Source organism: Rhizobium acaciae, assembly GCF_025941625.1.
Lineage (GTDB): Bacteria > Pseudomonadota > Alphaproteobacteria > Rhizobiales > Rhizobiaceae > Rhizobium > Rhizobium acaciae.
Genome location: NZ_JAPCZO010000001.1, coordinates 642,781 through 662,177, shown reverse-complemented (window position 1 = coordinate 662,177; position 19,397 = coordinate 642,781). Strand labels below are relative to the sequence as shown.

Annotated in this window: 19 protein-coding genes; 9 read left to right on the top strand and 10 right to left on the bottom strand. The window is 61.0% G+C overall.

Annotation, left to right across the window (positions count from 1 at the left end; translation table 11 throughout):
* Positions 1 to 54 precede the first annotated feature (54 nt).
* Complete coding sequence (locus tag OLZ32_RS03330; protein WP_003539626.1) at positions 55 to 393, bottom strand: P-II family nitrogen regulator; 339 nt, start codon at positions 391 to 393, stop codon at positions 55 to 57.
* A 343-nt stretch (positions 394 to 736) separates the two neighbouring features.
* On the opposite strand from OLZ32_RS03330, the gene OLZ32_RS03325 reads away from it, so the two are divergent.
* Positions 737 to 2,209, top strand: coding sequence for an NAD(P)H-hydrate dehydratase (locus OLZ32_RS03325; RefSeq protein ID WP_264395545.1), 1,473 nt, complete (start codon positions 737 to 739; stop codon positions 2,207 to 2,209).
* 310 nt (positions 2,210 to 2,519) lie between these two features.
* Entirely contained in the window at positions 2,520 to 3,539 is a 1,020-nt protein-coding gene (locus tag OLZ32_RS03320) for a DUF808 domain-containing protein (RefSeq protein ID WP_003539628.1), read from the top strand.
* Between the two features lie 30 nt (positions 3,540 to 3,569).
* Here OLZ32_RS03320 and OLZ32_RS03315 read toward each other — a convergent pair whose 3' ends face one another.
* The 3 genes from OLZ32_RS03315 to uvrA are packed head-to-tail and all read right to left on the bottom strand — an operon-like array spanning position 3,570 to position 7,780.
* Positions 3,570 to 4,376 (bottom strand): DUF72 domain-containing protein, encoded by an 807-nt coding sequence (locus OLZ32_RS03315; RefSeq protein WP_264419561.1) that lies wholly within the window; start codon positions 4,374 to 4,376, stop codon positions 3,570 to 3,572.
* Between the two features lie 24 nt (positions 4,377 to 4,400).
* Positions 4,401 to 4,862: a GNAT family N-acetyltransferase gene (locus OLZ32_RS03310; protein ID WP_264419558.1), complete on the bottom strand. Its 462-nt coding sequence runs from the start codon at positions 4,860 to 4,862 to the stop codon at positions 4,401 to 4,403.
* Entirely contained in the window at positions 4,859 to 7,780 is a 2,922-nt protein-coding gene (gene uvrA / locus OLZ32_RS03305) for an excinuclease ABC subunit UvrA (protein WP_264419557.1), read from the bottom strand. The genes OLZ32_RS03310 and uvrA overlap by 4 nt, the downstream gene beginning before the upstream one ends.
* A 283-nt stretch (positions 7,781 to 8,063) precedes the next feature.
* Here uvrA and OLZ32_RS03300 point away from each other — a divergent pair, with 283 nt between their 5' ends.
* The gene (locus OLZ32_RS03300) at positions 8,064 to 8,570 is read left to right on the top strand and encodes a single-stranded DNA-binding protein (RefSeq protein WP_003539632.1); all 507 of its coding nucleotides are present in this window, start codon (positions 8,064 to 8,066) and stop codon (positions 8,568 to 8,570) included.
* A gap of 119 nt (positions 8,571 to 8,689) precedes the next feature.
* Here the strand turns inward: OLZ32_RS03300 and OLZ32_RS03295 are convergent, their stop codons facing one another.
* Complete coding sequence (locus OLZ32_RS03295; protein ID WP_003539645.1) at positions 8,690 to 9,337, bottom strand: MarC family protein; 648 nt, start codon at positions 9,335 to 9,337, stop codon at positions 8,690 to 8,692.
* Positions 9,338 to 9,572: 235 nt separating this feature from the next.
* On the opposite strand from OLZ32_RS03295, the gene gyrA reads away from it, so the two are divergent.
* Positions 9,573 to 12,410, top strand: a complete 2,838-nt coding sequence (gene gyrA / locus OLZ32_RS03290) for a DNA gyrase subunit A (RefSeq protein WP_264419555.1) — start codon at positions 9,573 to 9,575, stop codon at positions 12,408 to 12,410.
* A 183-nt stretch (positions 12,411 to 12,593) separates the two neighbouring features.
* Here gyrA and OLZ32_RS03285 read toward each other — a convergent pair whose 3' ends face one another.
* The 3 genes from OLZ32_RS03285 to OLZ32_RS39315 all read right to left on the bottom strand — a co-directional run bounded on the left by OLZ32_RS03285 (position 12,594) and on the right by OLZ32_RS39315 (position 13,683).
* On the bottom strand, positions 12,594 to 12,728 hold the full coding sequence (locus OLZ32_RS03285; RefSeq protein WP_003539648.1) for a hypothetical protein: 135 nt from the start codon (positions 12,726 to 12,728) through the stop codon (positions 12,594 to 12,596).
* Positions 12,729 to 12,764: 36 nt separating this feature from the next.
* On the bottom strand, positions 12,765 to 12,920 hold the full coding sequence (locus OLZ32_RS03280; RefSeq protein ID WP_003539654.1) for a hypothetical protein: 156 nt from the start codon (positions 12,918 to 12,920) through the stop codon (positions 12,765 to 12,767).
* Positions 12,921 to 13,005: 85 nt separating this feature from the next.
* Complete coding sequence (locus OLZ32_RS39315; RefSeq protein WP_264419554.1) at positions 13,006 to 13,683, bottom strand: hypothetical protein; 678 nt, start codon at positions 13,681 to 13,683, stop codon at positions 13,006 to 13,008.
* Positions 13,684 to 13,808: 125 nt separating this feature from the next.
* On the opposite strand from OLZ32_RS39315, the gene coaD reads away from it, so the two are divergent.
* The 5 genes from coaD (at position 13,809) to tgt (ending at position 17,744) form a co-directional block, all read left to right on the top strand.
* On the top strand, positions 13,809 to 14,303 hold the full coding sequence (coaD, locus tag OLZ32_RS03270; protein WP_130762253.1) for a pantetheine-phosphate adenylyltransferase: 495 nt from the start codon (positions 13,809 to 13,811) through the stop codon (positions 14,301 to 14,303).
* Between the two features lie 42 nt (positions 14,304 to 14,345).
* Positions 14,346 to 14,918, top strand: a complete 573-nt coding sequence (locus OLZ32_RS03265) for a peptidylprolyl isomerase (protein WP_264395542.1) — start codon at positions 14,346 to 14,348, stop codon at positions 14,916 to 14,918.
* A gap of 29 nt (positions 14,919 to 14,947) precedes the next feature.
* A complete protein-coding gene (locus tag OLZ32_RS03260) occupies positions 14,948 to 15,457 on the top strand; it encodes a peptidylprolyl isomerase (RefSeq protein WP_003539661.1) in 510 nt (169 codons plus the stop codon).
* A gap of 74 nt (positions 15,458 to 15,531) precedes the next feature.
* Positions 15,532 to 16,617, top strand: a complete 1,086-nt coding sequence (queA, locus tag OLZ32_RS03255; RefSeq protein WP_264395541.1) for a tRNA preQ1(34) S-adenosylmethionine ribosyltransferase-isomerase QueA — start codon at positions 15,532 to 15,534, stop codon at positions 16,615 to 16,617.
* Positions 16,614 to 17,744, top strand: a complete 1,131-nt coding sequence (tgt, locus tag OLZ32_RS03250) for a tRNA guanosine(34) transglycosylase Tgt (protein ID WP_017988329.1) — start codon at positions 16,614 to 16,616, stop codon at positions 17,742 to 17,744. The genes queA and tgt overlap by 4 nt, the downstream gene beginning before the upstream one ends.
* A 2-nt stretch (positions 17,745 to 17,746) precedes the next feature.
* On the opposite strand, the gene OLZ32_RS03245 is transcribed toward tgt, so the two are convergent.
* Together OLZ32_RS03245 and OLZ32_RS03240 are read right to left on the bottom strand one after the other, a co-directional pair.
* Entirely contained in the window at positions 17,747 to 18,832 is a 1,086-nt protein-coding gene (locus tag OLZ32_RS03245) for an acyltransferase family protein (RefSeq protein ID WP_032987249.1), read from the bottom strand.
* Between the two features lie 109 nt (positions 18,833 to 18,941).
* Positions 18,942 to 19,370, bottom strand: coding sequence for a DUF4864 domain-containing protein (locus tag OLZ32_RS03240; RefSeq protein ID WP_264395540.1), 429 nt, complete (start codon positions 19,368 to 19,370; stop codon positions 18,942 to 18,944).
* Positions 19,371 to 19,397: the final 27 nt, after the last annotated feature.

Sequence of the window (19,397 nt, the reverse complement as noted above, 5' to 3'; positions counted from 1 at the left end):
TGACGGTGTAGGTCGGCGGTGACGGTAACGGACTTTGCGCGATTGGCAAAGTGGTCAGATGGCATCGATGCCGGTCTCGCCGGTGCGGATGCGGATAACCTCTTCGACGTTGGAGACGAAGATCTTTCCGTCGCCGATGCGGCCGGTCTGCGCCGCCTTGCGGATCGCATCGATAACGGCCTCCGCGTTCTCGTCGGCCAATACGACCTCGACTTTGACCTTCGGCAGGAAATCGACGACGTATTCAGCTCCGCGGTAGAGTTCCGTGTGGCCCTTCTGACGGCCGAAACCCTTGGCTTCCGTGACCGTGATACCCTGCAGGCCAACTTCCTGAAGGGCTTCCTTCACTTCGTCCAGCTTGAAAGGCTTAATGATCGCTTCGATCTTTTTCATGAGAAAATGTCTCTCCGCTTCTCTTGTTATGGCAGGAATTTTCCCGCTCGCGGGATATGATGCAGATATCGTGCCAGTTTGAAATCCATCTTCTCGAAAAAACACGTCGATTCTGTCAAAACCGGCGCGTTTGCGGGGAATTCTATGTGGTTTTGGTGGTAGAACAGGTAGAAAAACATTGTCTCCGATCAAAATCACATCCGAAACGGAAAAAGTCATGTATTTTCGCAACTGCGAATACACGTCACGCTGAGGTGAAAATATAGGCAAATGCCTAAATTGAGTCCTTCTCTTTGATGTTTCAGGCGGTTGTTTTTTAGGCGTTTTTTGATTGAATAGGATGATGAGCAAACATCTGTCCGACCTTCTTCTCACGCCTGCCGAAATGGCCGCCATCGATGCGGCCGCTGCCGCATCCGGCATCGACTCCTTCGGCTTGATGGAGAGGGCAGGTGCCGCGGTCGCAGCTGCTGCTCTGCGCCTTTATCCCGGAGCGTTGCGTTTCGTCATACTCTGCGGACCCGGCAACAATGGTGGCGACGCCTATGTAGCAGCCCGCCATCTGCATGAGAGCGGGGCGAGGGTGGCGCTTTTCCACCTCGGCGATCCGCTGAGGTTGAAGGGCGATGCCGCCCGCGCCCGCATGAGCTGCGCGCTCAAGGGACAGGAACTCGACCTCTATCGGCCGGAAACCGGCGACGTCGTCATCGATGGCCTGTTCGGGGCGGGGCTTGGCCGCGCGGTGCCGGCCGATGTGCACGCGCTGATCGAGCGCGTCACCGAGGCCGGTATTCCCGTGCTCGCCATCGATCTGCCCTCCGGCCTCGATGGTCGCACCGGCAAGGTGCTGGGTGCGGCCTTCCGGGCCTGCAATACCATCACCTTCATGACCCGCAAGCCCGGCCATCTCCTGATGCCGGGCAGGGAGCTTTGCGGTGAATTGGAGGTCTTCGACATCGGCATTCCCGCCCGCATCATCAAGGCCGAGGCGGGCGGTGTCATCGCCGAGAACACGCCGGATGCCTGGAAGAGTGCGCGGCCGGCCGAGCACCTGGAAACCCACAAATACAAGCGCGGTCATCTGGTCGTCTTCTCAGGCGAGGCCGACAAGACCGGTGCCGCGCGCATGTCGGCGATCTCGGGCCTGAGGGCCGGCGCCGGCCTGGTGACGATCGCCGCCCCCCGCGCGGCGATGGCAGCCAATGCCGCGCATCTCACCGCCGTCATGCTGCATGCCATCGACGACGAGGCCGACCTCGGCGACTGGCTCTCCGACACGCGGCTGCAGACCTTCGTCCTCGGCCCCGGTTTCGGCATCGGCGCCAGGGCGCGCGGCTTCGTCTCGGCCCTTGCCGATCGTCATCTGGTGCTCGATGCCGACGGCATTTCCTCGTTCAAGGACGATCCGCAACAGCTGTTTGATCTTTTCCGGGGTGAGCCGCGTCTGGTGCTGACGCCGCACGAGGGCGAATTCGCGCGGCTCTTTCCCGATATCGGCAGCGATGATGCGCTCGGCAAGGTGGATAAGGCTGTGGCCGCCGCCCGTCGCGCCAATGCCGCGATCATTTACAAAGGCGCCGATACCGTCATCGCAGCACCCGACGGACGTGCGCTCATCAATACCAACGCTCCCGTCTGGCTTGCCACTGCCGGTTCCGGCGACGTGCTTGCCGGCATCATCGGCGGCTTGCTCGCCCAGGGCCTACCGGCCTTCGAGGCCGCAGCTGCCGGCGTCTGGTTGCACGGCGAGGCCGGCCAACGCGCCGGCAAGGGGCTGACGGCGGAGCAGCTTGCAGCCGAGGTACTGCCGCTTTAGCGTCCCGTGCGTCCTTTGGGATGCGCAAAGGACGCTCTAACTCTTTCAATCCTGGCGCTTCTCTGCCCCGTCGAACGGGCGGAGACGCTGATCCGCATCGACGAGGGGCGAAATCCGTGAACCGGCAGAGCGATTTGTCGTGGGCTTCGCAGAAACGGGAACGGCAGCTCTGTCCTCCGCTAGACCAGTTGAATAACGGCCATTGTCGTCCCGATCCTTGCGTGGCATCTTCCCGGCGGAGGATTCCGCGTCTCATCGACGGGCTTTCCGTTTTTTACTGCGTAAGTTTGTCTTCCCAACGGAGGCTCGAATGAGTGTTGGCCTGATCGCCCTTCTTGATGATATCGCGGCATTGGCCAAGGTGGCTGCGGCGTCGCTCGACGATATTGCCGGCCAGGCGGCCAAGGCAGGCGCGAAAGCGGCTGGCGTCGTCATTGACGATGCGGCCGTCACACCCCGTTATGTCACCGGATTTTCGGCAGCACGCGAATTGCCGATCATCGGCAAGATCGCGCTCGGCTCGCTGAAGAACAAGCTTCTGATCCTGCTTCCGGCAGCACTGATCCTGAGCCTTGTCGCACCGCAGGCGATCACGCCGCTGCTGATGATTGGCGGGCTTTATCTCTGCTACGAGGGTGTGGAAAAAGTCTACGAACTGGTGATGCCGCATGCAGCCCATGCCCATGAATCGGCACTCGAGACGACAAGCCTCGATGCCAAATCGATAGAAGACGAGAAGGTTGCCGGCGCAATCAAGACGGATTTCATTCTGTCGGCCGAGATCATGGCGATTACGCTCGCCGCAGTGCCGTCAGGCAGCATGTTCACGCAGGCCGTCATCCTTGCCGTCGTTGGGTTGGGCATCACGGTCTTGGTCTATGGCGGTGTGGCGCTTATCGTGAAGGCCGACGATCTGGGTCTGATGCTGGCGCGTGTGCAGGCGGCATCTCCGATGGGCGCCTTCATGCGTTCGATAGGGAAAGGGCTTGTCACGGGCATGCCCTATTTTCTGAAAGTACTCGGCATTGTCGGAACAGCCGCCATGATCTGGGTCGGCGGCGGCATCATCGTTCATGGCCTCGAAGCCTATGGCGTCAGTGGCCTTGCGCATCTGATCCATGATGCCGGCGAGGCGACGGCGCATGCCATTCCCGCTCTGGCATCGGTGCTTAGCTGGATCGTCGAGGCCGCGGGAGCGGGCATCGTCGGGATCGTCGCCGGCTTGATCGCAATTCCGGTCGCAGGCTACGCCGTTTCGCCACTATGGCGGTACCTCAAATCGCTCCTGCCGCGCCGCCGGAAAGAGGCGCTGGCGAACGGGAAGAAATGACGCTTGCCGGTATCGGCGGGCAAGCCAAGCCTATTTCGCCAGCGCCTGCTGCAGGGCGATCGCCCCGTGCGGCGCATTGACCTTGCCCTCATGGATCATGAAGGCGAAGACGTCGCGTGGCTCGGTCTTCACCTTGCGATCTCCATCGATCAGCGGCAGGTCATCAGGAACCTTGCCCTCGGCCCAGGTCTCCAGCCGGCCTGCCCAGGCCTTCAGGTCCTTTTCCGGGTAGCAGGTCGGAATATCGTCCGAGCCCTTCTGCAGCCGCGCATAGACGAAATCGGCCGTCACGTCGGCGATCATCGGATATTCGAAATGTTCAGCGCAAACAGGAGCCACGCCGTATTTCGAAAGCAGCGCCACGAACTCCGGCACCTTGAAGGAATCGTGCCGCACCTCGACCACGTGGCGGAGCGCCAGCCCATCCTGTTTTGCCGGCAGCAGCTTCAGGAAGGCCTCGAAATCGTGTGCATCGAACCTCTTCGTCGGCGCGAACTGCCACAGCAGCGGCCCGAGATGATCGCCGAGTTCGCTGATGCCCGATGACAGAAACCGCTCCATCGATTCACCGGCTTCGGCAAGCACCCGCCGATTGGTGACGAAACGTGTCGCCTTCAGCGAGAAGATGAAGCCGTCGGGCACGTCAGCCGCCCATTTGGCAAAAACCGCAGGCTTCTGCGTGCTGTAATAGGTGCCGTTGACCTCGATGACCTTCAGCTGGCGGCTGGCATAATTCAGCTCGTCCTTCTGCTTCAGGCTCTCGGGAAAGAAATGGCCGCGCCAAGGCTCGAAGGTCCAGCCGCCGATGCCGGTGCGGATAGTGCCGGATTTCGTCATGTCGTCCTCCCCATTCGCAGCCGCTCAGGCCGCATCGATCTCTTTCGTCATATCGACGAGCGTCCATCCTGGCCGATAAGGGTTCGGCCGGCGACCCGTTTCCTGAAATCCGAAGGTGCTGTAGAGCGCGATATTCCGCTCCATCCGCGCATTCGTGTAGAGCCGGATCTCCGGCACGGCCCATTCCCGTGCCTTGCCTTCCAGCCAGCGCAGCATCGCCAGTCCATGCCCGGCACCCTGAAACGCCGGCGAGACCGCGATGCTGAACAGCATGAGGTGATCGGAGTGCTGCTCGACGACCACCAGGCCGGCCGTTTGCCCGCCGATCTCGCGCAGCCAGACCTCGCCGCGTTCGATCCGCGGCGCGTAATCCTCCGTCACCGGCATCGGCGGAGCGCCGAAGAGTTCGCTATAGGGCCGATAAGCGGCTGACGTCAGCGTCGCGATCGTTTCCAGATCATCGGGCGACGCTGGCCTCATCGTCATTCCGCCGCAACCGCCTTCTTCGCCGGCCGCCGTTCCAGCAATTCCTTCAGGAACTGTCCGGTATAGGACCGCTTTTCCTTGACGATCGCTTCGGGCGTGCCGGTCGCGACGATCTCGCCGCCGCCGTCGCCGCCTTCGGGGCCGAAATCGAGCACCCAGTCGGCCGTCTTGATGACTTCGAGATTGTGCTCGATCACCACCACCGAATTGCCCTGGTTGACCAGTTCGTGCAGCATTTCGAGCAGCTTGGCGACGTCGTGGAAATGCAGGCCGGTCGTCGGTTCATCGAGAATGTAGAGCGTGCGCCCCGTCGAGCGTTTCGACAGCTCCTTGGCAAGCTTGACGCGCTGTGCCTCGCCGCCGGAAAGCGTATTTGCCTGCTGGCCGACCTTGATATAGCCGAGACCGACATCCTTCAGCGCTTGCAGCTTGTCGCGCACCGCAGGCACCGCCGCGAAGAAATCGACGCCTTCCTCCACCGTCATATCGAGCACGTCGGCGATCGACCTCTGTTTGAAGGTGACGTTGAGTGTCTCGCGATTGTAGCGCTTGCCGTGGCAGACGTCGCAGGTGACGTAGACATCGGGCAGGAAGTGCATCTCGATCTTGATGACGCCGTCGCCCTGGCAGGCCTCGCAGCGCCCGCCCTTGACGTTGAAGGAGAAACGGCCCGGCTGGTAGCCGCGTGCCTTGGCCTCCGGCAGGCCGGCGAACCAGTCGCGGATCGGCGTGAAGGCGCCGGTATAGGTCGCTGGGTTCGAGCGCGGCGTGCGGCCGATCGGCGATTGGTCGATGTCGATCACCTTGTCGATGTGCTCGAAGCCGTCGATGCGGTCGTGATCGGCCGGGTTTTCACGCGCGCCCATGACGCGCCTTGCTGCCGATTTATACAGCGTTTCGATCAGGAAGGTGGATTTGCCGCCGCCGGAAACGCCGGTCACCGCCGTGAACACGCCGAGCGGGATCGACGCCGTGACATTCTTCAGATTGTTGCCGCGCGCGCCGACCACCTTGATCTCGCGGCCCTTCTTCGGCTTGCGGCGCTCGTCGGGAACGGGAACGCCGAGTTCGCCGGAGAGATATTTGCCGGTCAGCGACTTCGGATTATCCATGATATCCTGCGGCGTGCCGTGTGCGATGACCTCGCCCCCGTGAATGCCGGCGGCCGGGCCGATATCGACCACGTCGTCGGCCGACAGGATCGCATCCTCGTCATGTTCGACGACAATGACGGTGTTGCCGATGTCGCGCAGGTGCTTCAGCGTGTCGAGCAGCCGGGCATTGTCGCGCTGATGCAGGCCGATCGACGGTTCGTCGAGCACGTAAAGCACGCCCGTCAGTCCCGAACCGATCTGCGAGGCGAGCCGGATGCGCTGGCTTTCACCGCCCGACAGCGTGCCGGAATTGCGCGACAGGCTGAGATATTCCAGGCCGACATCGTTGAGGAAGCGCAGCCGGTCGCGGATTTCCTTGAGGATGCGCACGGCGATCTCGTTCTGCTTGGCATTGAAGCTTGCCGGCAGCGTCTCGAACCAGTCGCGGGCGATGCGGATCGACATACCGGTCACTTCGCCGATATGCAGCGTGTCGATCTTCACCGCTAAGGCCTCGGGCTTCAGGCGGAAGCCGTTGCAGGAAGGGCAGGGGGCGGCCGACATGAAGCGCTCGATATCCTCGCGCGCCCAGGCGGAATCGGTCTCCTTCCAGCGGCGCTCGAGATTGGTGATGATGCCCTCGAAATTCTTCTGCGTCGTGTAGGAGCGGGCGCCGTCGGCATAATGGAATTCGATCTTGTCGCTGGTGCCGTTGAGGATGACGTCCTTGGCCTCGTCGGAAAGATCGTTCCAACGGGTGCCGAGCTTGAAGCCGTAATGTTTGCCGAGCGCTTCCAGCGTCTGGTTGTAATAGGGTGAGGTCGACTTGGCCCAGGGCGCGATCGCCCCGTCGCGCAACGTCCGCTCGGGCTCAGGCACGATCAGATCCGGATCGATCTTCTGCTGGGCGCCGAGGCCGTCGCAGGTCGGGCAGGCGCCGAAGGGATTGTTGAAGGAGAACAACCTGGGCTCGATCTCGGGAATGGTGAAGCCCGAGACAGGGCAGGCGAATTTCTCCGAAAACAGCACGCGTTCATGCGTCTCGTTCAGCGATTTGTTGGCCGAGCCACCCGCCGACGTCTCTTCCGGCGGCAGCGGTTTGTCGGCGAATTCGGCGACCGCCAGCCCGTCGGCAAGCTTCAGGCAGGTCTCCAGGCTGTCGGCCAGGCGCGCCGAGACATCCGAGCGCACGACGATGCGGTCGACCACCACGTCGATGTCGTGCTTGTATTTCTTGTCGAGCACCGGCGCCTCGGCGATCTCGTAGAACTGCCCGTCGACCTTGACGCGCTGGAAGCCTTTTTTCATCAGCTCCGCCAGTTCCTTCTTGTATTCGCCCTTGCGCCCGCGCACGAGCGGCGCGAGGATATAGAGACGGGTGCCCTCGCCGAAATCGAGGATTCGGTCGACCATCTGGCTGACGGTCTGGCTTTCGATCGGCAGGCCGGTCGCCGGCGAATAGGGAACGCCGACGCGGGCAAAGAGCAGGCGCATATAGTCGTAGATCTCGGTGACGGTGCCGACCGTCGAGCGCGGATTGCGCGAGGTGGTCTTCTGCTCGATCGAGATTGCCGGCGACAGCCCGTCGATCTGGTCGACGTCGGGCTTCTGCATCATCTCGAGAAACTGCCGGGCATAGGCCGACAGGCTCTCGACATAGCGCCGCTGGCCCTCGGCATAGATCGTGTCGAAGGCGAGCGAGGATTTGCCGGAACCCGAAAGCCCGGTCATGACGATCAGCTTGTTACGCGGCAGATCGAGATCGATGCTCTTGAGATTATGCTCGCGCGCGCCGCGGATGGAGATCGTCTTCAGTTCGCTCATCGTCTCTGCTTTGGTTTTCTGGATGACAGCCCTTATTTAGTGATGCCGACGGGCGAGTCGAGGCTGAATATCCGCAAGGGCTCAAGGTTTTCGATTCTGTTGACAGGATCATACGGATAAACTAGAACAAATAAAGAACAAAATTCCTGATGGATGCATGCGGCTTTCTGATGGATAAACATGTGGATTAAATGTCGCCCATGCGCATCGGCGGTCCGTGATGGTTTAAGGTGCGCCGATCGATTAAACGCCGCCGGGCAGGGCGGAAGGTAGGGTGAGAAGCATGGCTGGTAGTGTGAATAAGGTAATTCTGATTGGAAACGTCGGTGCAGACCCCGAAATCCGCCGCACTCAGGATGGCCGGCCGATCGCCAATCTTCGTATCGCGACCTCGGAGACCTGGCGCGACCGCAATTCCGGCGAACGCCGTGAGAAAACCGAATGGCACACCGTCGTCGTCTTCAACGAGGGCCTCTGCAAGGTCGTCGAGCAATATGTGAAGAAGGGCGCCAAGCTCTATATCGAAGGCCAACTGCAGACCCGTAAGTGGCAGGACCAGCAGGGCCAGGACCGCTATAGCACGGAAGTGGTGCTGCAGGGTTTCGGTTCGACGCTGACGATGCTCGACGGCCGCGGTGAAGGCGGCGGTGCGAGCGGCGGCCGTGGCAGTGCCGGTGGCGGCAACGATTATGGCGACGATTACGGCGCCCCGGCTCCCGCCTCATCGCCGAGCCGCGGCGGTGGCGGCGGCAACTTCTCGCGGGATCTCGATGACGACATCCCGTTCTGATCGGTAGCCTTTCCTGGTTTTGTGAAAGACGTGAGAGAGCATGATGCCTTGGATGGCGTCATGCTCTTTTTCTTTGATTTCGCGGCAGATGATTCAAGCCCGGGTAGGCGACCGCATTTTCAATGCGGCGTCGCGCTGATCAGATTGAACGCCGACTTCGCGCCATCGACGACGAATTGTGCGGCAAGGGCGGCGAGGATGACGCCGAGGAGCCGTGTCAGGATCGCCCGGCCGGTGACGCCGAGGAAACGGTCCAGCCTTTCGGCGATGAGCAGCATGACGAAGGTCAGCAGCAGATTGGCGGCAATGACGCCGATCAGCTGGGCTTTCCCGATCGAGGTGGCCAGCGTGCCGGCCAGCAGGATCGTCGCCGAGATCGCGCCCGGGCCGGCAATCAGCGGCAAGGCGAGCGGGAAGACGGCGATATTCTCGATATGATCCTTGGTGATCGCCGCCTCGGTCGCCTTCTCCTTGCGCTGCTGCCGCCTCTCGAACACCATCTCGAAGGCGATCCAGAACAGCAGCAGCCCGCCGGCGATGCGGAAGGCGCCGATCGAAATCCCGAGCACGCCGAGAACGCCTGCGCCGAACAGCGCGAAGACGGCAAGGATGATGAAGGCGATGACCGAGCCACGCAGCGCCACCTGCTTGCGCTCGGTTCGGCTCATGCCTGTCGTCAGGCCCAGAAAGATCGGCGCAAGCCCCGGTGGGTCGATGGTGACGAGCAGCGTCGTGAAGGCGTTGATCAATTGGTCGGCGCTTGCCATCGGCTCTCCGGAACCCCATATGGGTGCGTGGTTTTTATGATTGTGAAGCGGGGATTTCGATTTGGCAAATATCCCGCGGCGGGCCGCGGCGGATTTGTCCGGTCCGGCCGCGCAACTTGCATGTTTTACCCTTTTAAGCCGCAAAAGCCTGTTCAAAACGCGCTGTGAAATTGGCGCGGCAACAGGCTTTCCGCTATAAATCTTCAAGTGATTCTAGAAGAGATCGTGATCTGTTTTGACTGAGCAAACACCCCCCGGCGGCGGGAAGCTCCCGCCAGGCATCGAGCCCATCTCCATCATGGAGGAAATGCAGCGGTCGTATCTCGATTACGCCATGAGCGTCATCGTCAGCCGCGCGCTGCCCGACGTGCGCGACGGCCTCAAGCCCGTGCACCGGCGCATCCTCTACGGCATGTCCGAGCTCGGCATCGACTGGAACAAGAAATACGTCAAATGCGCCCGCGTCACCGGTGACGTGATGGGTAAATTCCATCCGCACGGCAATTCCGCGATCTATGATGCGCTCGCCCGCATGGCGCAACCATGGTCGCTGCGTCTGCCGCTGATCGATGGTCAGGGCAATTTCGGCTCGGTCGATGGCGATCCGCCGGCGGCCGAACGTTACACCGAATGCCGCCTCGAAAAGGCGGCCCACTCGCTGCTCGACGATCTCGACAAGGAAACCGTCGATTTCCGCGACAACTACGACGGCACGCTTTCCGAGCCGGTCGTGGTGCCCGCCAAATTCCCGAACCTGCTCGTCAACGGCGCCGGCGGCATCGCTGTCGGCATGGCGACCAACATACCGCCGCACAATCTCTCCGAAGTGATCGACGGCTGCATCGCGCTGATCGACGATCCGGCAATCGAGCTGCCGGAACTCATGCAGATCATTCCCGGTCCCGATTTCCCGACGGGTGCGAAGATCCTCGGCCGTGCCGGCATCCGCTCGGCCTACGAGACCGGCCGCGGCTCCGTCATCATGCGCGGTGTCGCTGCCATCGAGCCGATGCGCGGTGACCGCGAGCAGATCATCATCACCGAGATTCCCTACCAGGTGAACAAGGCGACGATGATCGAGAAGATGGCCGAGCTGGTGCGCGACAAGCGCATCGAAGGCATCTCCGATCTGCGCGACGAATCCGACCGCCAGGGTTATCGCGTCGTCGTCGAGCTGAAGCGCGATGCCAATGCCGAGGTCATCCTCAACCAGCTCTATCGCTATACGCCGCTGCAGACCTCCTTCGGCTGCAACATGGTGGCGCTGAACGGCGGCAAGCCCGAACAGCTGACGCTGCTCGACATGCTGCGCGCTTTCGTCTCCTTCCGCGAAGAAGTCGTTAGCCGGAGAACGAAATTCCTGCTGCGCAAGGCGCGTGACCGGGCCCATGTGTTGGTCGGTCTCGCCATTGCCGTCGCCAATATCGACGAGGTCATCCGCGTCATCCGTCAGGCGCCCGATCCGCAGTCGGCCCGCGAAGAGCTGATGACCCGCCGCTGGCCGGCGGAAGATGTCGAAAGCCTGATCCGTCTGATCGACGATCCGCGCCATCGCATCAATGACGATCTCACCTACAATCTGTCGGAAGAGCAGGCGCGCGCCATCCTCGAACTGCGCCTTGCCCGTCTGACGGCGCTTGGCCGCGACGAAATCGGCGACGAACTCAACAAGATCGGCGAGGAAATCAAGGATTATCTCGATATTCTCTCCTCGCGCGTCCGCATCCAGACCATCGTCAAGGATGAACTCATCGCCGTCCGCGACGAGTTCGGCACGCCGCGCCGCACCGAGATCGTCGATGGCGGTCTCGAAATGGATGACGAGGATCTGATCGCCCGCGAGGACATGGTCGTCACCGTCTCGCATCTCGGTTATATCAAGCGCGTGCCGCTCACCACTTACCGCGCCCAGCGGCGTGGCGGCAAAGGTCGCTCCGGCATGACCACCCGCGACGAGGATTTTGTTAGCCGGCTATTCGTCGTCAACACCCATACGCCGGTGCTGTTCTTCTCCTCGCGTGGCATCGTCTACAAGGAGAAGGTCTGGCGCCTGCCGATCGGCACGCCAACCTCGCGCGGCAAGGCGCTGATCAACATGCTGCCACTCGCGCCCGGCGAGCGCATCACCACCATCCTGCCCTTGCCCGAGGACGAGACGAGCTGGGACAATCTCGACGTCATGTTCTCGACGACGCGCGGCACGGTTCGCCGCAACAAGCTGTCGGACTTCGTCCAGGTCAATCGCAACGGCAAAATCGCCATGAAGCTCGAAGAGGAGGGCGATGAGATCCTCTCCGTCGAGACCTGCACTGAGAATGACGACGTGTTGCTCACGACGGCGCTCGGCCAGTGCATCCGCTTCTCCGTCGACGACGTCCGGGTCTTTGCCGGCCGCAACTCGATCGGCGTGCGCGGCATCAATCTCGGCGATAGCGACCGCATCATCTCCATGACGATCGTTGGTCATGTCGATGCCGAGCCGTGGGAGCGTGCTGCCTATCTCAAGCGTTCCGCCACCGAACGCCGGGCGACGGGCGTGGACGAAGAGGATATTGCGCTGGTCGGTGAAGAAGTCACCGAGGAGGGACAGCTCTCCGACGAGCGCTATGACGAGTTGAGAGCACGCGAACAATTCGTGCTCACCGTCTCCCAAAAGGGCTTCGGCAAGCGTTCTTCCTCCTATGACTTCCGTATCTCCGGTCGCGGCGGCAAGGGCATCCGCGCCACCGACACGTCGAAGACCGGCGAGATCGGCGAGTTGGTCGCGGCCTTCCCGGTCGATGACGGCGACCAGATCATGCTGGTCTCCGATGGCGGTCAGCTGATCCGCGTGCCGGTCGGCGGCATCCGTATTGCCAGCCGCGCCACCAAGGGCGTCACCATCTTCTCGACGGCCAAGGACGAGAAGGTCGTCTCGGTCGAGCGCATCAGCGAGCCGGAGGAGGATGAGACGGAAGAGGCTGTCGAGGTCGCCGAAGACGCCCCCGCTACCGACGAGGGTGCTGCCGGCGAAGGTACCGGTGACGACGCGCCGATTGCCGATGGCGATCCGGCCGGGCCTGCCGAGGAATGATCAAATGAACGGGGCGGCTTCATGCCGCCCTTTTCTTTTCAAGCCGCCCTTCTTCTTTTCAAACCGGATGATGGTTGAGGACTGCATCCAAAGAAAAAGCCGGACGCTGGGTGCATCCGGCTTTGAATGGCCCTGGCGACGGAAGGGTGCCGCTCAAGGGTGGGAAGAGGAGAGAAAGGAACGTCAGAACGCTCTATGTTTTTCGTTCAGAGCCTTCACCTCTTCGTCTTCGCGCCGGAGCGCTGAAATCGTCGAGGCCACAGACACGATGAACATGACGCTGATGAGGGCGGTGAGCATTGTCAAGATCGTGAACATAGGCATTCCTTTCCTGGGGAGTTGCGTTCTCGCCCCTCAGTACTGGCCCAGCACGGCCGTCCGGGCCGAAGCATAGGGACCATAAACCTTGGACGTATCGACCTTCTGATCATAGAGAGCGACAGTTGCGGTCAGCATGCCCGTGACCATTACCATCCAGAGCACGTTAATCATCGTAATCTTGCCGGGCATTTTTATTCCTTCCGCGCCGCATCTATGTATCGGTTGAATGAACGCATCCGTCTGTAAATGGTTCCGCCGGATGTTGATCGGGTGTTTACCAATGCCGATCTGAAGCGACCTTGAATGTCTCGTTCATCTGGCATTCAGATTCGAAGCTCTTTTTTTCACGCAGCCGGCCCTGAGCGCGCACGATCGCCGCATGCTCGGCAAGCTCCGGCCGCACCCAGCTCATCTCGTATCGATCGGCGAAATAGCCATAAGCCATCTCGGCGGCGAGGGAGGAAACGACGGCAAGTGCAACGAGCACGATCAGCATGGACCTGGTCTTTCGGGGAGCGCCGGATGCCGGAATGGCATCGGCTGCTTTGATGATCGGAGTTAAGCAGAACCTGTCTGAAACGGTCTTGAACGGGCCATTCATCCGCCGTTTAACCGCCCGGCGCATAACGTCCTTTCCGCGTCTGAAAAGACGCGCGGCGCTGTAGAGCCTTTCCGGGTTAGATTGAAGCATTCTGCCGGAGCAGGTATTCGTCAGGGCAGAGGCGATTGGCGAAGGGCATACCCTTGGTACGTCCGAGCCGATCGCCTCTGCCCTGGCGGAAAGATGCCCGGCCCACCGGCCGCACCGCTTCGCCATGGCGAAGCGATAGGTGCGCCCGGCGATTCTGAGTCTTGCAAATTTGCCAGGCAAATCTGCGGGAAGGTTGGCTGAAACGGGCCGGCCGGCTTGGCCGTAGAGTTGGGCTACGACGCGCGCCGGCCGGTCGACCATCCGACTCCGTTTGAGCCAACAGAATGCTTCAATCTAACCCGGAAAGGCTCTAGCCGGAGGTGGGCAAATCACTTGCGAGAAGGCGTCATCCGTGACAAAAGGCGTCAAACCAACGGTCGGGCCACATGACGACAGCTTTCTATCCGGGGTCCTTCGACCCGATCACCAATGGGCATGTGGATGTTCTGGTCCAGGCGCTCAACGTCGCCGAAAAGGTGATCGTCGCGATCGGCATCCATCCCGGCAAGGCGCCGCTCTTCTCCTTCGAAGAGAGAGCCGAGCTGATTCGCCGTTCTCTGGCTGAAGCGCTGCCCGGCAAGACCGGCGACATCGCCGTCGTCGCCTTCGACAATCTGGTCGTCGATGCCGCCCGCACCCATGGTGCCACGCTGTTGATCCGCGGTCTTCGCGACGGCACCGACCTTGATTACGAAATGCAGATGGCCGGCATGAACAGGACGATGGCGCCCGATATCCAGACCATCTTTTTGCCGGCGGGCACGGCCTCGCGGCCCATTACCGCCACATTGGTCCGCCAGATCGCCGCCATGGGCGGCGATGTCAGCGCTTTCGTGCCGGCCGCCGTCTTGCAAGCCCTCACATCCAAGCGCCCAAACTAGCAAGCGCAAAGACTAGGCGGAACCCGCCGCAATGGAGCTCATATGAAACTCTTTTATCTCGCATTTGCCGGCGTGTTGTATCTCGCCTCCTTCGCGGGGGATGCCTTCGCCCAGTCGGCCGATCATTATCTCACCATCCAGCTGAAGGATGGCCCTGTTGTCATCCAGCTCATGCCTGAGATGGCGCCGAAGCATGTCGCCCAGATCGAGGCGCTGGCCAAGAAGGGCGAATACGACAACGTCGCCTTCCATCGCGTCATCGATGGCTTCATGGCTCAGACCGGCGACGTTAAATACGGCAACATGGAAAAGGGCTTCGACGCGAGCCTTGCCGGCACCGGCTCCTCGGATATGTCTGACATCCCGGCTGAATTCTCCAAGACGCCGTTCGTGCGCGGTACGGTCGGCATGGCCCGCTCGCAGGATCCGAATTCCGCCAATTCGCAGTTCTTCATCATGTTCGCCGACGGCTCCTTCCTGAACGGCCAGTACACCGTCGTCGGCAAGGTCGTTTCCGGCATGGAGAACGTCGACAAGATCAAGAAGGGTGAAGGCCAGAACGGCGAAGTTAAAAGCCCGGACCGGATGATCAAGGTCACCCTGGGCAAGAAGTAAGTTAAGAGAGAAAACTAGAGGAGAAGATAATGGCCGAGATCAAGGATCCCGAAAACACCGTCATTCTGGAAACCACCAAGGGCAAGGTTGTCATTCAGCTTTTGCCGCAGGTTGCCCCCGAGCATGTCGCCCGCATCAAGGAACTCGCCCGCGAGAAGGCCTATGACGGCGTCGTCTTCCACCGCGTCATCCAGGATTTCATGGCCCAGACGGGCGACGTCGAATTCGGCAAGAAGGGCTCGGAAACCTTCAATCCCAGCCGCGCCGGCATGGGCGGCTCCTCGAAGCCCGATCTGAAGGCTGAATTCTCTGCGACCACGCATACGCGCGGCACCTGCTCGATGGCCCGTTCGCAGAACCCGAACTCGGCCAATTCGCAGTTCTTCATCTGCTTCACCGACGCGCCCTGGCTGAACAAGCAGTATTCCGTCTGGGGCCAGGTCATCGAAGGCATGGACAACGTCGACAAGATCAAGCGCGGCGAGCCGGTTTCCGATCCGGACTCGATCGTCTCCATGCGGGTTGCCGCCGACGTCTGATTGTGATTTCTGCTGAAACCCGCTCTTGCGCATAGCTGCGCGGGGCGGGTTTCGCTTTGCCTGAAAGTGCCCTGATGCGCGTAGACCTTTTCGATTTCGATCTGCCCGACGAACGCATAGCGTTGCGGCCCGCCGAGCCGCGCGACAGCGCGCGTCTGCTCGTCGTCGATCCGAATACGGAAAGCCACATGTCGGACCATCGCGTCGGCGATCTCACGTCCTTCCTGCGGCCTGGCGACGCGCTGGTCTTCAACGACACCAAGGTCATTCCCGCCCAGCTCGAGGGCATCCGTCATCGCGACGGCGCCGGCGGCCAGCAGGTGTCGGCAACGCTGCACATGCGCACCGGCCCCAGCCGCTGGAAGGCCTTCGCCAAGCCGGGCAAGCGTATCAAGCAGGGCGACCGCATCTCCTTCGGCCATTCCGGCGAAAGCTGTTTTCTCGGCTCGCTGGACGCTACCGTCGAGGAAAAGGGCGAGGCCGGCGAGGTGACGCTGCTGTTCGATCTCTCAGGCCCGGCGCTTGACGAGGCGATCGCCGCCGTCGGCCATATCCCGCTGCCGCCCTATATAGCCGCCAAACGTCCCGAGGACGAACGCGACCGCGCCGACTACCAGACGATCTATGCTCGCGAGGAGGGCGCCGTCGCCGCCCCCACCGCCGGCCTGCACTTCACACCTGATCTGTTCGAAGCGCTCGATAGGGCCGGCATTGAACGCCATTTCGTCACCCTGCATGTCGGTGCCGGCACTTTCCTGCCGGTCAAGGCCGACGATACCGCCGATCACAAGATGCATCTGGAAAGCGGCTATGTCAGCGCCGAGATCGCCGCCCGGCTGAATGCCGTGCGGGAAAGAGGCGGGCGCATCGTCTGTGTCGGCACGACCTCGTTGCGGCTCATCGAGAGTGCAGCCGCGGAAAGCGGCGAGATCATGCCCTGGGCCGGCGCTACCGGCATCTTCATCACGCCCGGTTACCGCTTCAAGGCGGTCGATATGCTGATGACCAATTTCCACCTGCCGCGCTCGACGCTGTTCATGCTGGTCGCGGCCTTTGCCGGCTTCGAGACCATGCACGCGGCTTATAAACACGCCATTTCGACGGGCTACCGCTTCTACTCTTACGGCGACGCGAGCCTTCTTTTCCGGAAAGACAGATGACAGACAACTTCCAATTCACGCTGAAAAAGACCGATGCCGGCGCCCGTCTAGGTCAAATCTCCATGCCTCGCGGCGAGATTCGCACACCGGCCTTCATGCCGGTCGGCACCGTCGGCACGGTCAAGGCCATGTATCTCGACCAGGTGCGCGAGACCGGCGCCGACATCATCCTCGGCAATACCTATCACCTGATGCTACGCCCGACGGCAGAGCGCGTCGCCCGTCTCGGCGGCCTGCATAAGCTCATTCGCTGGGAGCACCCGATCCTGACCGATTCGGGCGGCTTCCAGGTCATGTCGCTGTCTGGTCTGCGCAAGCTCGATGAGCAGGGCGTCACCTTCAAGTCGCATGTCGACGGCAGCCTGCACCATATGTCGCCGGAGCGCTCCATCGAAATCCAGGGGCTGCTCGGCTCCGATATCCAGATGCAGCTCGATGAATGCGTGGCGCTGCCGGCTGAACCGAAGGAGATCGAGCGCGCCATGGAAATGTCGCTGCGCTGGGCTGAGCGCTGCAGGGTCGCCTTTGGCGAGCAGCCAGGCAAGGCGATGTTCGGCATCGTCCAGGGCGGCGATATCCCGGCGCTGCGCATCCGCTCGGCTGAGGCGCTGGCCCAGCTCGATCTCAAGGGTTATGCGATCGGCGGCCTTGCCGTCGGCGAGCCGCAGGATGTCATGCTGCAGATGCTGGAAACGACGTTGCCCGTGCTTCCGCTGGAAAAGCCGCGTTACCTCATGGGTGTCGGCACGCCTGATGATATCCTGAAATCGGTCGCCCGCGGCATCGACATGTTTGACTGCGTTATGCCGACCCGTTCTGGCCGCCATGGCCTTGCCTTCACCCGCCGTGGCAAGGTCAACATCCGCAATGCCCGCCATGCCGAGGATATGCGCCCGCTCGACGAACAGTCTAACTGCCCTGCCTCGCGCGACTATTCGCGTGCCTATCTGCACCACCTCGTCCGCTCCAACGAGGCGCTCGGCGGCATGCTGCTCTCCTGGCACAATCTCGCTTATTACCAGGAACTGATGCAGGGCATCCGCAAGGCGATCGCCGAAGGCCGCTTCGCTGATTTCATGGCGGAAACGCAGGAGGAATGGGCGAGGGGCGATCTCGAGCCGGTGTAGGGCTACTCCGTCCCCGCGTTGCTTACCGCGGGGACTGCGGATGCAGGGTTTGGCGCAACCATTATTCTAAGTTTCTTGCGCACTGGCTCGTCGAAGTGAACGGCGGCGATACCGGCCGCAATGAAAATTCCGACTACGACGACCATACCGGCTGCCGGAGAGGCAGGAAGGTCAAAGCCCTTTTGCCGCAGTGACTGCAGCAGACTGAAGATTGGGCCATGCAGGATATAAAGCGGATAGGAAAGCCTCCCCAGCCAACGGAATATCAGCTCGACCAGGCCGGTCTGTCTCGTGCGCATCGCAAGCCAGACTATGGCCGGGAAGACCACGAGGCATATTAAGAAATCAAAAAACGGGAAACCGAAGAATATGCGGGCTGGTATGTTGGTGATGAAGATCAAACAACCACAGAGAAGAAGGCCGCTAATGTTGCCGTTATTGACTGTAGTCGGTTTCTGGACCTCATATAACCTGTAAAGGCAGATTCCGAGCGAGAACGAGAACAGCACTCTTGAAAAGCCAAATCTGAAGTCGACCGCCTCTGGACCAATATCGAAGTTACCTGCGAGCAATGCCCCATACATGGTGATGCCCGCCGCCCCCAGGGCGATGGCCAGCAAGCTTCTGAATGACAGTCGTATCAGCAGCACGGAGAACAGCACTCCGGCCCAGAGCTCGAAGAAGAGCGACCAGCTAGGCCCGTTGAAGGGAAAGATACCTTCCTGGCTTGCGCTTGGAATGAACAGGATTGCCCTCAGCAGAAGGTCCGTCAGGGTGGAATAGTCCAACGCGTTTTTAAGCGCATAGCTGAAAAGACCAATCGGAAGCGAAAGAAGATAAAGAGGATAGAGCCGAATGATACGCTGTAGCAGAAGCCCGGTGGGTGAAATCTGCCCCGCTGTCAGTCGATTCTCATATGAGTTTGCAAGAACGACGCCGCTCAACAGAAAGAAGAGGTCAACGGCAAGGTAACTGATATTCGCCGGGATCGGACCCAGCGTACCACCTGTGTGGAGGAACATGACCATGATAGCCGCTATTCCTCGCAACGCCTCAAGAGCTGTAAAAAATTGTTTGCCAGCGTCCAATGCAACAACCCTCCATTGGCACTTTGTTACTCCAGGAGGATTTCGAAATCGTTATTGCAACGGAGCCGTGTAATCGGTGGGGTTTCCACCGAAGAGTGGAAACAGCGCGTCAAATGCCCTTGCTGTCCGCGTCCGGCATGATCTGCACGCCGTTGATCCTGTAGCTGCTGTCCGGCTGACGGGTGATCTGGTAGATCGCTGTCCAGTCCTTGCCGTCGCGGCCTGAAATCAGCACCTCGTGATAGATCAGCGCGCCGTTGTCGATCGAGCGGCTGCGCCCGAAGGCGTAATTGCCGGGGTGATAGACCGGCTCGTAGCTCTTCTTCACCATGGCGAAGAACAGGTTCTTGTCGGGATACAGCGCCCGGATGCCGGGAGCGGCGAAGGAATAGGCGGTCTCGGCATCGTCCTTGAGGAAGGCCTTGATCTGTTCCTCAATCATCGTCCGCGTCGTGTCGATCGGATCTTCGGCGCGGGCCGAGACAGGGGAGAGGAAGGACGCGGCACACAGAATAAGAACTGCGAAGAAGGCGCGCATGGTGTATCTCCGGCTCTATCGGGGAAA